The 13,997-nt window shown below is 69.7% G+C and carries 14 protein-coding genes; 8 read left to right on the top strand and 6 right to left on the bottom strand.

All coding sequences use genetic code 11. From position 1 onward, the window contains the following. Window positions 1-34: 34 nt before the first annotated feature. From GP2_RS05615 to mptB, 4 genes are all read right to left on the bottom strand, one after another. Window positions 35-1,045 (bottom strand): COX15/CtaA family protein, encoded by a 1,011-nt coding sequence (locus GP2_RS05615; protein WP_006899510.1) that lies wholly within the window; start codon window positions 1,043-1,045, stop codon window positions 35-37. Continuing rightward, window positions 1,042-1,803, bottom strand: coding sequence for an ABC transporter permease (locus tag GP2_RS05610; RefSeq protein ID WP_174320698.1), 762 nt, complete (start codon window positions 1,801-1,803; stop codon window positions 1,042-1,044). The genes GP2_RS05615 and GP2_RS05610 overlap by 4 nt, the downstream gene beginning before the upstream one ends. A 53-nt stretch (window positions 1,804-1,856) precedes the next feature. Next, window positions 1,857-2,795, bottom strand: coding sequence for an ABC transporter ATP-binding protein (locus tag GP2_RS05605; protein WP_006899508.1), 939 nt, complete (start codon window positions 2,793-2,795; stop codon window positions 1,857-1,859). A 109-nt stretch (window positions 2,796-2,904) separates the two neighbouring features. Continuing rightward, complete coding sequence (gene mptB, locus GP2_RS05600) at window positions 2,905-4,761, bottom strand: polyprenol phosphomannose-dependent alpha 1,6 mannosyltransferase MptB (RefSeq protein WP_040526499.1); 1,857 nt, start codon at window positions 4,759-4,761, stop codon at window positions 2,905-2,907. Window positions 4,762-4,939: 178 nt separating this feature from the next. Here mptB and GP2_RS05595 point away from each other — a divergent pair, with 178 nt between their 5' ends. From GP2_RS05595 to GP2_RS05560, 8 genes are read left to right on the top strand one after another with little or no spacing between them, the layout of a single operon-like run. Beyond that, complete coding sequence (locus tag GP2_RS05595; protein ID WP_006899506.1) at window positions 4,940-5,770, top strand: helix-turn-helix transcriptional regulator; 831 nt, start codon at window positions 4,940-4,942, stop codon at window positions 5,768-5,770. After that, window positions 5,767-7,221: a Fe-S cluster assembly protein SufB gene (sufB, locus tag GP2_RS05590; RefSeq protein WP_006899505.1), complete on the top strand. Its 1,455-nt coding sequence runs from the start codon at window positions 5,767-5,769 to the stop codon at window positions 7,219-7,221. The genes GP2_RS05595 and sufB overlap by 4 nt, the downstream gene beginning before the upstream one ends. Further along, a complete protein-coding gene (gene sufD, locus GP2_RS05585) occupies window positions 7,221-8,504 on the top strand; it encodes a Fe-S cluster assembly protein SufD (RefSeq protein WP_006899504.1) in 1,284 nt (427 codons plus the stop codon). The genes sufB and sufD overlap by 1 nt, the downstream gene beginning before the upstream one ends. Window positions 8,505-8,558: 54 nt before the next feature. Continuing rightward, window positions 8,559-9,329 carry a Fe-S cluster assembly ATPase SufC gene (sufC, locus tag GP2_RS05580; RefSeq protein ID WP_006899503.1) on the top strand — a complete coding sequence of 257 codons (771 nt, stop codon included), beginning with the start codon at window positions 8,559-8,561 and terminating at the stop codon, window positions 9,327-9,329. A gap of 26 nt (window positions 9,330-9,355) precedes the next feature. After that, a complete protein-coding gene (locus tag GP2_RS05575) occupies window positions 9,356-10,651 on the top strand; it encodes a cysteine desulfurase (RefSeq protein ID WP_006899502.1) in 1,296 nt (431 codons plus the stop codon). Window positions 10,652-10,653: 2 nt separating this feature from the next. After that, window positions 10,654-11,127, top strand: coding sequence for a Fe-S cluster assembly sulfur transfer protein SufU (gene sufU / locus GP2_RS05570; RefSeq protein WP_006899501.1), 474 nt, complete (start codon window positions 10,654-10,656; stop codon window positions 11,125-11,127). Then, a complete protein-coding gene (locus tag GP2_RS05565) occupies window positions 11,124-11,486 on the top strand; it encodes a metal-sulfur cluster assembly factor (protein WP_006899500.1) in 363 nt (120 codons plus the stop codon). Before sufU ends, GP2_RS05565 begins: the two co-directional genes overlap by 4 nt. A gap of 24 nt (window positions 11,487-11,510) precedes the next feature. Then, complete coding sequence (locus GP2_RS05560; RefSeq protein ID WP_006899499.1) at window positions 11,511-11,912, top strand: DnaJ family domain-containing protein; 402 nt, start codon at window positions 11,511-11,513, stop codon at window positions 11,910-11,912. On the opposite strand, the gene GP2_RS05555 is transcribed toward GP2_RS05560, so the two are convergent. Next, the gene (locus GP2_RS05555) at window positions 11,909-13,057 is read right to left on the bottom strand and encodes a lycopene cyclase family protein (protein ID WP_006899498.1); all 1,149 of its coding nucleotides are present in this window, start codon (window positions 13,055-13,057) and stop codon (window positions 11,909-11,911) included. The genes GP2_RS05560 and GP2_RS05555 overlap by 4 nt on opposite strands. Window positions 13,058-13,132: 75 nt before the next feature. Continuing rightward, window positions 13,133-13,933, bottom strand: coding sequence for an SDR family oxidoreductase (locus GP2_RS05550; protein ID WP_006899497.1), 801 nt, complete (start codon window positions 13,931-13,933; stop codon window positions 13,133-13,135). Window positions 13,934-13,997 lie beyond the last annotated feature (64 nt).

The raw sequence follows: 13,997 nt of genomic DNA, 5'->3' as shown, positions 1-13,997 counted from the left end.
ATCGAGTCGGGGGCCGTTCTCGTCTGCGCGGATGTCAGGCGTCGACGCGGCTGCGGTCGGTCTCGGTGGCCACCAGGACCTGCCAGGTGGCGCCGATCAGGAGCAGCGCGCTGCCGAACATGTGCGCGATGACCAGGGCGATGGGCAGGCCGGTGAAGAACTGCACGAATCCGATGAGCCCCTGGAGGAGGATCAGCAGGGCGAAGACGATCGCCGACCGCTGCTGCGGGCGCGCGAACACGCGGGCGTACACCAGGGCGGCGATCCCGAGGCCGACCAGGACGAACACGGCGTCGGCGTGCAGCTGGGTGGCGTTGTCGGGATCGAGGCCGTTGCGCGGGACGTCGGCGTCGCCGGCGTGCGGGCCGGAACCGGTGACCACGGTGCCCAGGTAGATCGTCACCCACGTGACCAGGTAGATCAGCCACGCCAGGTAGACGCCGAGGCGCCGGATCGCGGCGGCGGGGATCTCCGCCTCGGCGGCCGGCTCCGACGGCGTGGGGTAGGGGCGCATCCGGTAGACGAGCACCGTGGCGGCCGACACCAGGATCATCGACAGCAGGAAGTGCAGGGCGACGACCCAGGGGTTCAGGTCGGTGAGGACCGTGATGCCGCCGATGACGCCCTGCAGCGGGATGCCCAGGGCGATCAGCGTGACCAGCCACTTGTCGCTGCGGGTCGAGTTCGCGTAGCGCAGCACCGCGACCCACGCGGCGATGGCGATCACGATCAGCACCCAGGTCAGCAGCCGGTTGCCGAACTCGATGGCGCCGTGGATGCCGAGCTCGCCGTGCGGGACGAAGGACTCGTCGGTGCATCGTGGCCACGTCGGGCAGCCGAGGCCCGAGGCGGTCACCCGCACCGCGCCGCCGGTGGCGACGATGCCGACGTTGGAGATCAGCAGCGCGATCGCCCAGCGATGGACGAAGCGGGCGGTGGGCCGGCCGAAGCCGGGTATGCGCTGCCAGAAGCCGGGCGCCTCGCCGCCGTCGTGTGCGCCGGGATCCGCGCCGCCCGGTCGGGCCGAGGTCTGCGACGTCGTCATCGGAATCGGAACCACCTCACCGCCAAGGTGCCGGCCACTGCGGCCCACACCAGCAACACGCCCACCCCGAAGGCGTCGAACGAACCACGTGCGGCCATCTCCAGGGCCTCACTGAGCGCACCCGAGGGGATGCACCGCGCAAAGGTGTGCACGGCGCCGGGCACGTCGGAGTCGACGACCACGAGGCTGCCGACACCGATGAACGCGAACCAGAGCAGGTTCGCGAGGGCCAGGACCACCTCGGCCTTGAGCGTGCCGCCCAGCAGCAGGCCCAGGGTCGCAAAACAGGCGGTCCCGACGAGGAGCACGACCACGCCGAGGAGCAGGCCGAGCGCGTCGGGCCGCCACCCGAAGGCGGCGCCGATCCCGCCGATGATCACCGACTGCAGGGCGACCACGATGAGCACCGCGACCGATTTGCCCACGATGATGCCCCACCGCGGGATCGGCGTGGCACCCAACCGTTTCAGCGCCCCGTAGCGACGGTCGAAACCGACGGCGATCGCCTGGCCGGTGAAGGCCGTGGACATGACCGCGATGGTCAGGATGGCCGGGACGAAGAGCGTCGCCCGCTCGGCCGGCCCGTCGCCGAAGCTCGTGTTGATCGGCAGCAGGCACAACCCGACGAGCAGGGTGATCGGGATGAACATCGTCAACAGCAACTGCTCGCCGTTGCGGAGCAGCAGCTTGAGTTCGAGCGTCGACTGCGCGGCGATCATCGCGGCCAGCGACGCCGGACGCGGCGCGGGCCGGAACATCCCGCCGGGGAATGTCGCGGCGGCGTCCGGGGAGTTGGTCGTCACAGGGGAGTTCACGGTCGTAGGGCCCGTCCGGTCAGTTCGAGGAAGACGTCTTCGAGGCTGCGCGTCTCGACCCGGAGGTCGGTGGCGAGGACGTTGATGCGCGCGCACCAGGCCGTCACGGTCGCGAGGACCTGCGGGGTGATCGACCCGATGACCAGGTAGTTGCCCGGGGTGGGTTCGGTGCAGTGGTAGCCCTCGGGCAGCGCGAGCGTCAGGGTCGTGAGGTCGAGGCCGCGCGGCGCGGTGAACCGCAACTCGTTCTCGGCGCCGGTGCTGGTCAGGTCGGCGGGGGTGCCGCAGGCGACCACGCGACCGTGATCGATGATCACGACCTGGTCGGCGAGTTCCTCGGCCTCGTCCATCAGATGTGTGGTGAGCAGGACCGTGACCCCGTCGGCGCGCAGGCGGTCGATGAGCTCCCATACCACGAGCCGCGCGTGGGCGTCCAGGCCGGCGGTGGGCTCGTCGAGGAAGACCAACTCGGGGCGACCGACGACCGCGCAGGCGAGCGCCAGACGCTGCTGCTGGCCGCCGGACAGGCGCCGATAAGGGGTGCGCCGGACCTCGTCGAGACCGAGCGCGCCGAGCAGGAAGTCGGGGTCTATCGGGTCGGCCGAGTACGCGGCCACCAGGCGGAGCATCTCCTCGGCACGGGCACCCGGGTAGGCGCCGCCACCCTGCAGCATCACGCCGATGCGCCGGCGGAGCGCGTCGTTGTCGGTGACGGGATCGAGGCCGAGGACCCGGACGGTGCCGGCGTCCGGGGCGGTGAAGCCCTCGCAGATCTCGACCGTCGTCGTCTTGCCCGCACCGTTGGGCCCGAGCAGGGCGAGGATCTCGCCGCGGGCGATGGTGAGGTCGAGGTGATCGACGGCGGTTCGGTCGCCGAAGGTCTTGACCAGGCCGCGCACCTCGAGTGCGGGGACGTTCGGCCGACGATCGTTCATCCGATCGTCATCGCTGATCTGCCGGGAGGACGTGCCGTGCACACAGGTCAGACTATGCGGTCGGACCCCGCGGACGGAAAACGCCGCCCACTCCGGGGTGGGGTGCGGGTCACGGCGTCGGCGTCCTTTCCGCCGGCTCGGCATCCGTCTCGTCGTCGCTGGTCCCGGCCTCGTCGGCCCCCGTCCTGCGACGACGCCACAGGCGTGAGGACCGTTCCTCGAAGAACAGCGCCGTCAGCGCTGCGACCATGATCACACCGGCGAGCACGCCCTGGGCGAGGACGATCCCGCTCGTGTTGGAGCTCGTCGGCATGACGACGATCGCGATGATCGCCGAGGCGGCGATCGTGGAGATGCGGAACCAGGCGCCGGTCGCCCACGCGGCCAGCGGGATGACCGCCCACAGCAGATACCAGGCCTGGACGAACGGGAAGAGCAGCACGACCGTGGCCATCGACACACCCAGGGCGCCGAGCGGGTGCAGACGCCCGCCGAGGGTGGCCAGCATCCAGCGGATGATGAAGAGTCCGGCGATCACCTGGCCCAGCGGGCGGATCACGTCGAGTATCGCCTGGGTGTGCTCGCCGAGTCCGAGTCCGACGCCGATGCGGCCGGTCGTCACGCCCAGCAGCGTCGGGATCGACATCCACGACCGCACGATCGCGCCGGTCGACAGGGTGCCCGTCCAGCCGAAGCCGAGCCCGGTGGCCAGCGAGATCCCGATCATCACCACCGCGAGGATCACGACATAGAACCCGCCGGAGAGGGCGAGCGCATGGACCGACGCCTTCGACCGCGCCCACCATTCCCGCATCGGGGCGTGCCGCAGGGCGGGCAGCGTCGCGCCCCAGCGCATGGCCAGCGCGATGCCGACGAACCCGAGCGCGAGCATCGAGGTCACCTTGATCATCGCCGACGCGGCGAGGACGGCGCCGCCGGCGATGAGGATCCAGCCGGCACGGGTGGGCACGAGGGTGCCGGGTTTTCGGAGCAGGTCGGGTCCGTAGATCGCCCGGAAGCTGAGTTCGAGGCCGACCAGCATCATGCCGAGCATCAGGGCCTCGTTGTGGATGCCGCCGGCCAGGTGCAGGATCACCAGCGGGTTCATCGCACCGAGCCACAGCGCCGCCACCGAGGACACCCCGCACCGGCGGGCCAGCCGCGGCAGTGCCCAGACGATCAGCGCGATGCCGACGAGTGCGAGGCAACGGTGCAGGAAGATCGCCGCGGTGATGTTCGCGCCGGTCACCTTGGTGATGCCCTCGCCCATCCACAGGAAGAGCGGGCCGTAGGGCGCGGGGGTGTCGCGCCAGAGATTCGGCACCGACCTCGTGAGGATGTGGTCGACGCCGAGTCCGCGGACCGGGCTCACCGAGTACGGGTCCATGCCGCGGTAGGCGATCGCGCTCTGCGCGAGGTAGGAGTAGACGTCCTTGCTGAGCAGCGGGGGAGCCAGGATGATCGGCGTGATCCACAGCATGAGGGTCCGGTCGGCCTGGCGGCGGCTCATCCGGCGTTCGGGGCTGCGGCCGTGCAGCACCTCGACGCTGAAGCGTCCCACCGCGAACCGCCCGATGAGCAGCCATGCCACGACGAGGATGATCGAGCCGCCGATCGACAACGCCAGCGCGGTGCCGAACATCCGCGACGGGAGCGAGAGCACCCGCATCCCGGCGACCGGGTTCTGCAGCACCGGCACGGCGCCGGTGCCGAGCGCGCCGATGAGGATCAGGACCGACCCCGTCGCGCCGAAGAGCTTGATCCGCCGCAGTCGGCGGTTCTCGGTCTCGTCGAGCGGGCCGACCTCGCGTTCGTCGTCGTGGAGTCGGGCGACGGCCTTGCCGTAGTCGCCGCGCTGCTCGGTGGCGTCGGCGGACGGCGTCCCCGCCGGACGCTGCTTGCGCAAGCCGAGGTAGTCGAGCACGGCGAGCAGGAGGGTCACGACGCGTCCGAAGAGGTCCGGCAGTCGCCGGCCGGCTGTGGTTTCGGGCACACGACGACTGTAATCGCCGAAACCCGATACCTCGCGAACCACCCTTTATCCGGACTTTCGCCGACCACCTGCGCGACAACGGCGCCCTCTGCTAAGGGCACCCTTGCTGGCAGCAGGGAATCAATTACGTCACACTCGTGTTGTGAAAACCATGCGGAACGATGTTGAGCTGCCCCCGGGCAGCGGCAACGCCGTGCCCTCCGCTGGTGCGGCGACCCCACGCCAGTCCGTCGTCGGTGCCGAGGCGCACCCCGACGGTCAGACGCGTGAGGCCGTGCTGACCCTGCTCGTCGAGGACGGCCCGCTGACCGCGGGCGACATCGGCGAGCGCCTCGGCATCTCCGCCGCGGGCGTGCGCCGTCACCTCGACGCCCTGACCGCGGCCGGGGACATCGAGGTCGCGCCGACCGGCTTCGGCCAGCGCGGCCGCGGTCGTCCCGCCAAGTGGTTCCAGCTCACCCCGGCGGGCCGCGGCAAGATGCGGCACGCCTACGATGACCTCGCCGGAGCCGCGATGCGCAAGCTGCGTGACCTCGGCGGACACGATGCGGTGGCCGACTTCGCCCGCGAACGCGTGGAGCGGATCGTCGCCGAGGTACAGCCTGCCGACGGCCCCGACGACGTGGCCGACACGGTCGACGAGATCGCCGACGCGCTCACGAGCGCGGGGTATTCCGCCAACACCCGACAGGTCGGCAACGGGATGCAGATCTGCCAGCACCACTGCCCGGTGGCGCACGTCGCCACCGAGTTCCCGGAACTGTGTGAGGCCGAGACCGCGGTCTTCACGGAACTGCTCGGCACGCACGTGCAGCGCCTGGCGACCATCGCCAACGGCGACTGTGCCTGCACCACCCACGTGCCGATACACCCGCCCCCGGTCGGCAGACCGGGCGAGAGGAAACCGAGCGTGAAGAGAACGACCCGACAGCCCCGCACACCGCAGTCCCAGACCACCCCGACCCGAAAGGCCACGCGATGACCGTCACCGATCCGGCCGCCGCCAAGGCGACCGCCGCTGCTCCGCTCACGCAGGAGGAGACGATTGCCTCGCTGGGCAACTACGGCTACGGCTGGGCCGACCGCGACGTCGCCGGCGCCGCCGCGCAGCGCGGGCTGTCCGAGGCCGTCGTCGCCGACATCTCGGCGAAGAAGAACGAGCCCGAGTGGATGCTCGAGCAGCGCCTGAAGGCCCTCAAGATCTTCGACAAGAAGCCGATGCCCCACTGGGGCGCCGCCCTCGAGGACATCGACTTCGACAACATCAAGTACTTCGTGCGCTCCACGGAGAAGCAGGCCACGTCGTGGGACGAGCTGCCCGAGGACATCAAGAACACCTACGACAAGCTCGGCATCCCCGAGGCGGAGAAGCAGCGCCTCGTCGCCGGCGTCGCCGCGCAGTACGAGTCCGAGGTCGTCTACCACCAGATCCGCGAGGATCTCGAGCAGCAGGGCGTGATCTTCCTCGACACCGACACCGGTCTCAAGGAGCACCCGGAGATCTTCCAGGAGTACTTCGGCTCGGTGATCCCCGCCGGCGACAACAAGTTCTCCGCGCTCAACACGGCGGTGTGGTCGGGCGGATCGTTCATCTACGTGCCGCCGGGCGTGCACGTCGACATCCCGCTGCAGGCCTACTTCCGCATCAACACCGAGAACATGGGCCAGTTCGAGCGGACGCTGATCATCGTCGACGAGGGTGCCTACGTGCACTACGTCGAGGGCTGCACCGCGCCGATCTACAAGACCGACTCGCTGCACTCGGCGGTCGTCGAGATCATCGTGAAGAAGGGTGGCCGCTGCCGCTACACGACCATCCAGAACTGGTCGAACAACGTCTACAACCTGGTCACCAAGCGCGCCAAGGCCGAGGCGGGCGCCACCATGGAGTGGGTCGACGGCAACATCGGCTCCAAGGTCACGATGAAGTACCCGGCGGTCTGGCTGACCGGTGAGCACGCCAAGGGCGAGGTCCTCTCCGTCGCGTTCGCCGGCCCCGGACAGCACCAGGACACCGGATCCAAGATGGTCCACCTGGCCCCCAACACCTCGAGCAACATCGTCTCCAAGTCGGTGGCCCGCGGCGGTGGCCGCGCGTCCTACCGTGGCCTGGTCAAGGTCAACAACGGCGCACACGGCAGCCGCTCGACGGTGAAGTGCGACGCGTTGCTGGTCGACACGATCTCCCGCAGCGACACCTATCCCTACGTCGACATCCGCGAGGACGACGTGACGATGGGGCACGAGGCGACCGTCTCGAAGGTCAGCGACGACCAGCTCTTCTACCTGATGAGCCGCGGACTGACCGAGGACGAGGCGATGGCCATGGTGGTCCGCGGGTTCGTCGAGCCCATCGCCAAGGAACTCCCGATGGAATACGCGCTCGAGCTCAACCGCCTGATCGAGCTGCAGATGGAAGGAGCCGTCGGCTGATGGCCGATCCGACACTCCCGGTCACCACGCCGGGTTCGCAGACCCCTGCCGTCAACAAGGGTGAGTTGTTCACCTCGTTCGACGTCAACGCCTTCGAGGTGCCCAGCCCGCGCGAGGAGGCCTGGCGGTTCACCCCGTTCCGCCGCCTGCGCGGCCTGCACGACGGCTCCGCCCAGCGGACCGGCGAGGCGACCGTCGAGGTGACCGTCGCCGGGAACGCAGTGAGCGGGACGAATGACACCGTCGCCGGGAACGCAGTGAGCGGGACGAATGACACCGTCGCCGGGAACGCAGTGAGCGGGACAGGTGTAGACGGCGTCACCGTCGACACCGTCGGCCGCGACGACGAGCGTCTCGGCCAGGGCGGCGTCCCCTTCGACCGCATCGCGGCGCAGGCCTATTCGTCCTTCACCCGGGCCACGGTCGTGACCGTGGGCCGCGAGGTCGAACTCGCCGACCCGGTCACCGTCACGGTCACCGGCCCCGGCGAGGGCGAGACCGCGTTCGGCCACATCCAGATCCGGCTCGAGCCGTTCGCCCGCGCCGTCGTGGTCCTCGACCAGAAGGGCGGCGGGACCTACGCGGAGAACGTCGAGTTCGTCGTCGGCGACAGCGCCGCGCTGACCGTCGTCAACGTCCACGACTGGGACGACGACGCCGTGCATGTCGCCGCGCATCACGTCCGCGTCGGCCGTGACTCGTCGGTCCGCCACTTCGCGATCAGCCTCGGCGGCAACCTCGTCCGCCTGTCGCCGATCGTCCACTACGACGCCCCGGGCGGCGACGTGGAGATGTGGGGCCTGTACTTCGCCGACGCCGGCCAGCATCTCGAGCAGCGCCTGCTCGTCGACCACAGCAAGCCCAACTGCCGCTCCAACGTGGTGTACAAGGGTGCACTGCAGGGCGATCCGAGTGGAGACCGCACCCGCGAGGCCCACACCGTGTGGATCGGCGACGTGCTCATCCGCGCCGAGGCCGAGGGCACCGACACCTTCGAGCTCAACCGCAACCTGGTGCTCACCGACAACGCGCGCGCCGACTCGGTGCCGAACCTGGAGATCGAGACCGGCGAGATCGTCGGCGCCGGACACGCCAGTGCCACCGGACGTTTCGACGACGAGCAGCTGTTCTACCTGCAGGCCCGTGGCATCCCGGAGGACCAGGCGCGCCGCCTGGTGATCCGCGGCTTCTTCGGCGAGGTGATCGCCAAGATCACGGTGCCGGAACTGCGCGAGCGCCTGTCCGCCGCGATCGAGCGCGAACTCGAGATCGCCGGCGCCTGAACGGCCGTCGCGCCCACCACGAACTCCCACAGCCTGTCGAGAAAGAACACATCAATGACCACTCTGGAAATCCGTGACCTGCACGTCGACGTCGCGCAGACCGACTCCGACGCCGAGCCCATCCACATCCTCAAGGGCGTGAACCTGACCGTGAAGTCCGGTGAGACGCACGCGATCATGGGGCCCAACGGCTCCGGCAAGTCGACCCTGTCCTACGCCATCGCGGGCCACCCCAAATACCAGGTGACCTCCGGCTCGATCACCCTCGACGGCGAGGACGTGCTCGAGATGAGCGTCGACGAGCGCGCCCGCGCCGGCCTGTTCCTCGCGATGCAGTACCCGGTCGAGGTGCCCGGCGTCTCGATGTCGAACTTCCTGCGCAGCGCCGCCACCGCGGTCCGCGGCGAGGCCCCGAAGCTCCGCCACTGGGTCAAGGAGGTCAAGGAGGCCATGACCGAGCTCGAGATCGACCCGTCGTTCTCCGAGCGCAGCGTCAACGAGGGCTTCTCCGGCGGTGAGAAGAAGCGGCACGAGATCCTGCAGCTCGACCTGCTCAAGCCGAAGATCGCCATCCTCGACGAGACCGACTCCGGCCTCGACGTCGACGCCCTGCGCGTCGTGAGCGAGGGCGTGAACCGCTACAAGGAGCGCGAGAACGGCGGCATCCTGCTGATCACGCACTACACGCGCATCCTGCGCTACATCAAGCCCGACCACGTCCATGTCTTCGTCAACGGCCAGGTCGTCCAGTCCGGCGGACCCGAGCTCGCCGACGAACTCGAGGAGAACGGCTACGAGCGTTTCCTCACGGCGAAGGCCGGCTGACACACGACACCAGGAGGGGCACGTACGTGACACTCTCGACCGAGCCGACGACCGCGGGGACCCGCGGCGCGGCGCTCGACGTCGCCGCGGTGCGCGCGGATTTCCCGATCTTGCAGCGCACTGTCCGTGACGAGAAGCCGCTGGTCTACCTGGATTCCGGCGCCACCTCGCAGCGTCCGGTCCAGGTCCTCGACGCCGAGCGGTACTTCCTGACGCACCACAACGCCGCGGTGCACCGGGGAGCCCACCAGCTCGCCGAAGAGGCCACCGACGCCTACGAGGACGCCCGCGAGGTCATCGCGGGCTTCGTCGGGGCGACCCCGGACCAGCTCGTCTTCACCAAGAACGCGACCGAGTCGCTGAACGTGGTCACCTACACCCTCGGTGACCCGCGTTCGGCGTCGGTCCTCGGCGGCTCGGCGCTCGGCCCGGGGGACACCGTCGTCGTCACCGAACTCGAGCACCACGCGAATCTCGTTCCGTGGCAGGAGCTCTGCCGCCGGACCGGGGCGACGCTCAAGTGGTACGGGGTCACCGACGACGGCCGCATCGACCTCGACTCGCTGACCCTTGACGAGTCGGTCAAGGTCGTCTCGTTCACCCATCAGTCCAACGTCACCGGCGCGGTCGCCGACGTCGACGAACTCGTCCGCCGCGCCCGTGCGGTCGGCGCGCTCGTCGTGCTCGACGCCTGCCAGTCGGTGCCCCACATGCCGGTCGACTTCGGCGCCCTGGACGTGGATTTCGCCGCGTTCTCCGGGCACAAGATGTTCGGCCCCAGCGGCGTGGGTGCGCTGTACGGCAAGTCAGGGCTCCTCGACGCGCTGCCGCCGTTCATCACCGGCGGGTCGATGATCGAGACGGTGACCATGGAGGTCTCCACCTACGCTCCGCCGCCACAGCGCTTCGAGGCCGGCGTGCCGATGACCTCCCAGGTCGTCGGGCTCGGCGCCGCGGTGCGCTACCTGCAGACCCTCGGGATGGATGCGGTTGCCGCACACGAGCACTCGCTCGTCGAACGGGCGCTGGAACGCCTCGGCGCGATCGACGGCCTGCGCATCGTCGGCCCGACGACCACCGAGAACCGCGGGGGAGCGGTGTCGTTCGTCGTGGACGGCATCCACGCACACGACCTGGGCCAGATCCTCGACGACGAGGGTGTCGCCATCCGCGTCGGCCACCACTGCGCGTGGCCGCTGCACCGTCGCTTCGGGGTCGCCGCGACCGCGCGTGCGTCCTTCGCCGCCTACAACACCCTCGACGAGGTCGACGCCCTCGCCGCGGCGATCGTGAAGGCGCAGAACTTCTTCGGGGTGAACTGAGCATGCGGATGGAGCAGATGTACCAGGAGGTCATCCTGGACCACTACAAGCATCCGCACGGCCGGGGCCTCCGCGAGCCGTACGGCGCCGAGGTGCACCACGTGAACCCGACGTGCGGTGACGAGGTCACCCTGCGCGTCGCGGTGTCGGCGGACGGTTCGACGATCGAAGACGTGTCCTACGACGGGCAGGGGTGTTCCATCTCGCAGGCGTCGACGTCGGTGCTGCACGACCTGATCGTCGGCAAGCCCGTCGAGGAATCGCTGGCCATCGTCGAGTCGTTCAACGCGATGATGACATCGCGCGGCAAGGATCCCGGCGACGAGGACGTCATCGGCGACGGCATCGCGTTCAGCGGTGTCAGCAAGTACCCGGCACGGGTCAAATGCGCGCTCCTCGGCTGGATGGCGTTCAAGGACGCGCTCTCGCAGACCGTCGGCACCCTGACCAACCAGACAGAAGCGGAGACAGCATGAGTGACGAGACCACCACGGCGACACCGTCAGAACCGCAGACCTCGCTGCCGACCGTCGAGGACGTCGAGGAGGCGATGCGCGACGTCGTCGACCCGGAACTCGGCATCAACGTCGTCGACCTCGGCCTGGTCTACGGTATCGAGGTGACCGACGATGCGGTCGCCAAGATCGACATGACCCTCACCTCGGCGGCCTGCCCGCTGACCGACGTCATCGAGGATCAGTCCCGGGGCGCCCTGGTCAACAGCGGCCTGTGCACTGACCTGGAGATCAACTGGGTCTGGCTGCCGCCGTGGGGCCCGGACAAGATCACCGACGACGGCCGCGAGCAGCTTCGCGCGCTCGGTTTCACCGTCTAGTCCGTACTCCGGCACGTCACCGGCATGACGTCATGGTTCGAATCGCGGGTCGAGCGGATGATCCGCGAGGCCACCGAGCGCGGGGAGTTCGACGGCCTGCCGGGCCTCGGCAAGCCGATCGACCTGTCCGACGCCGACGACCCGGACTGGTGGGTCAAGCGCAAGATCCGCGACGAGAACCTGGATTCCGCAGCGCTGCTCCCGGCGCCGCTGCGCCTGCGCCGGGAGGCCCAGGAGTTCCCGGAGTCGCTTCGGGACGTCTCCGACGAGGCATCGGTGCGCGAAATTCTCACCGACTTCAATCGTCGTGTGCGCGAAGCACTCCTGGCGTCACGGCAGATGGCCACGCCCCACGGCGTCGTCGCCCACACCGTCGACGTGGAGGAGATGGTGCGGCGCTGGCGCGAGTTGCGTGACGCGCACTAGAGATGCAGTGGCGGGGTGCCGCTGACGTCCCCGGCCCACTCCGGCGTGGACATCGCGCCGCGGGCCACGGTCACGCGTGTCCGCATGTCCACGGCGCGGATGACGCGGGTCATCGCCGCCATCACCCCGGTCAGGTCGTCGCGCCGGCTGAGGTAGCTGCGCTGGGCCTCGACCGGCATCGCGAAGAACGCCTCGAAGAAGGCGATTGTCTGCGTCGGACTCAACCGCAGCAGCGCGCTGAGGCCGCGCAGGCGCAGGTTGTGGACCGCGCGGACCCCGGCCGGCCACATCTCGGCGATGGGGTCCCGTCCGGCCGCGAGCGCCCCGACCACCCGATCGACGGACATCAGCGAGTTGGCGACGCTGTAGCCGGTGGTCGGGTTCTTGAAGCCTCCGGCGGCGCCGAAGCAGAACGTGGACTCCCGCCACGGCTGCGGTGAGGATCCGGTCAGCGGGAAGTTCACGTACTCGACGCGGCGGATGTCCGACGGCAGCCCGCCCAGACGTGTCGCGAGCCGTCGCTTCAGCTCGTCGAGGTCGAGGGCCGGCATGCCCGCCAGGCACGTCTCCTCCAGCAGGTATTCGTTGTGGCCGAGCGGCACGACGTACAGGAACGACGGCAGCCGGCGCCGGTCGACGATCCCGCCCCGCCAGTCCATGAGCATGGCCTCGTGTCCCTCGAGAACCGGTGCGGCGGTGGCGGCGTCGACGACGATGCCGTAGGCGGTCTGCCGCGGTGCGGGATGGGGGAGAGCGCCGCGACAGTCGACCACGACGTCGCCGTCGAGAACCCGGCCGGATTTCAGATGCACACGCGCACCGTCGATCCCGACCACGCGGTCGGCCACGACCTCCGCCCCGTCGAGCGTCAGGCTCCGCTGCAGGCCGGGCGTGTCGAGGACGGTGTAGCCGCGGTCGACCTCCTCGAGTGCGGTGCCGGCGACACCGACCCGGTCGAGGCGTGCGGCGAACGCCGAGTCGGCGAGCCACCCGGGCAACTCGTCGGTCCAGCAGGCGAAGGTCGACTTCCACACCCGCTCGGGGTTGAGGTCCACCACGGTGACGGGTGCCGCGGCAGCCAGCAGCCGATGTGCGAGTGCGCGACCTGCCGGGCCCGCACCGAGAACGATCACGCCGCCGGTCATGGATTCGATACTGTCACGAACCCACGACCGGCGAGATCGGCCGCGGTCAGGGGGCCGCGCATCCGGGGCGGACCGTCAGGAGCCCCCGGTGGCGAGCATGCCGCCGTCGACGGCGAGGGTCTCGCCGGTGATCCACGACGACTCGTCGCTGACGAGGAAGGCGACCGCGCGCGCGACGTCCTCGGGTTCGCCGATCCGCTTCATCGGGTACGCGGCCGCGGCGCGCGCCTCGTTCTCGCCCTCGATGAGCCCCGAGGCGAACTTGGTGCGCACGATCGCGGGCGCGACCGCGTTCACACGGATCTTCGGCCCGAGCTCCCAGGCGAGTTCGGCCGTCAGGCGGATCAGCGCGGCCTTCGACGTGCCGTAGGCGGCGATCACCCCGGTGGACCGGATGCCGGCCACCGACGAGACGTTGACCACCGCGCCGCCGGAGTCCTTCATGCCGGCCTTGTACGCCTCCTGGACGAACCCGAGGGCGGCGACGACGTTGGTGTCGAATGTCTTCAGGTAGGCGCCGAGATCGGCGCCCATGAGCGGGCCGGCGATCGGGGCGATGCCGGTGTTGTTGACGAGGATGTCGATTCCGCCGCCCTGCTCGACGGCCTTCGCGACCGCCTCGGCGCGGTGGTCGGCATCGCCGGTGTTGCCCGCGACGGGTGTCACCGTCGCTCCGGGCACGGCCTGCCGGATGCGGTCGGCGGCCTCGCCCAGCGGATCGGGTTTGCGGCTCGTGATGACCACGGTAGCGCCGCGGCGGGCGAGCTCGGTGGCGATGGCCTCGCCGATGCCCCGACTGGCCCCGGTGACCAGTGCCGAGCGTCCGGTGAGGTCCGATGTCTGCGGAAACGTTGTGGATTGCGTCACGTCCCACACCGTATCGGTCCACCGTGTCGGCGCGGGGCAACTCCGCCCGCGACGTCCGGAGGGTCTCGTGGGG

Origin of the sequence: Gordonia paraffinivorans NBRC 108238 (assembly GCF_000344155.1) — a bacterium.
Lineage (GTDB): Bacteria > Actinomycetota > Actinomycetes > Mycobacteriales > Mycobacteriaceae > Gordonia > Gordonia paraffinivorans.
The sequence above is the reverse complement of the archived record's forward strand: the minus strand, read 5'-3'. Positions and strand labels throughout refer to the sequence as shown.

Bases quoted from the DNA above. Each gene is read 5' to 3' on its own strand.
- GP2_RS05615 (WP_006899510.1), bottom strand. From the start codon at position 1,045: ATGACGACGTCGCAGACCTCGGCCCGACCGGGCGGCGCGGATCCCGGC.
- GP2_RS05610 (WP_174320698.1), bottom strand. From the start codon at position 1,803: ATGTTCCGGCCCGCGCCGCGTCCGGCGTCGCTGGCCGCGATGATCGCC.
- GP2_RS05605 (WP_006899508.1), bottom strand. From the start codon at position 2,795: ATGAACGATCGTCGGCCGAACGTCCCCGCACTCGAGGTGCGCGGCCTG.
- GP2_RS05595 (WP_006899506.1), top strand. From the start codon at position 4,940: ATGCGGAACGATGTTGAGCTGCCCCCGGGCAGCGGCAACGCCGTGCCC.
- sufB (WP_006899505.1), top strand. From the start codon at position 5,767: ATGACCGTCACCGATCCGGCCGCCGCCAAGGCGACCGCCGCTGCTCCG.
- sufD (WP_006899504.1), top strand. From the start codon at position 7,221: ATGGCCGATCCGACACTCCCGGTCACCACGCCGGGTTCGCAGACCCCT.
- sufC (WP_006899503.1), top strand. From the start codon at position 8,559: ATGACCACTCTGGAAATCCGTGACCTGCACGTCGACGTCGCGCAGACC.
- sufU (WP_006899501.1), top strand. From the start codon at position 10,654: ATGCGGATGGAGCAGATGTACCAGGAGGTCATCCTGGACCACTACAAG.
- GP2_RS05565 (WP_006899500.1), top strand. From the start codon at position 11,124: ATGAGTGACGAGACCACCACGGCGACACCGTCAGAACCGCAGACCTCG.
- GP2_RS05560 (WP_006899499.1), top strand. From the start codon at position 11,511: ATGACGTCATGGTTCGAATCGCGGGTCGAGCGGATGATCCGCGAGGCC.
- GP2_RS05555 (WP_006899498.1), bottom strand. From the start codon at position 13,057: ATGACCGGCGGCGTGATCGTTCTCGGTGCGGGCCCGGCAGGTCGCGCA.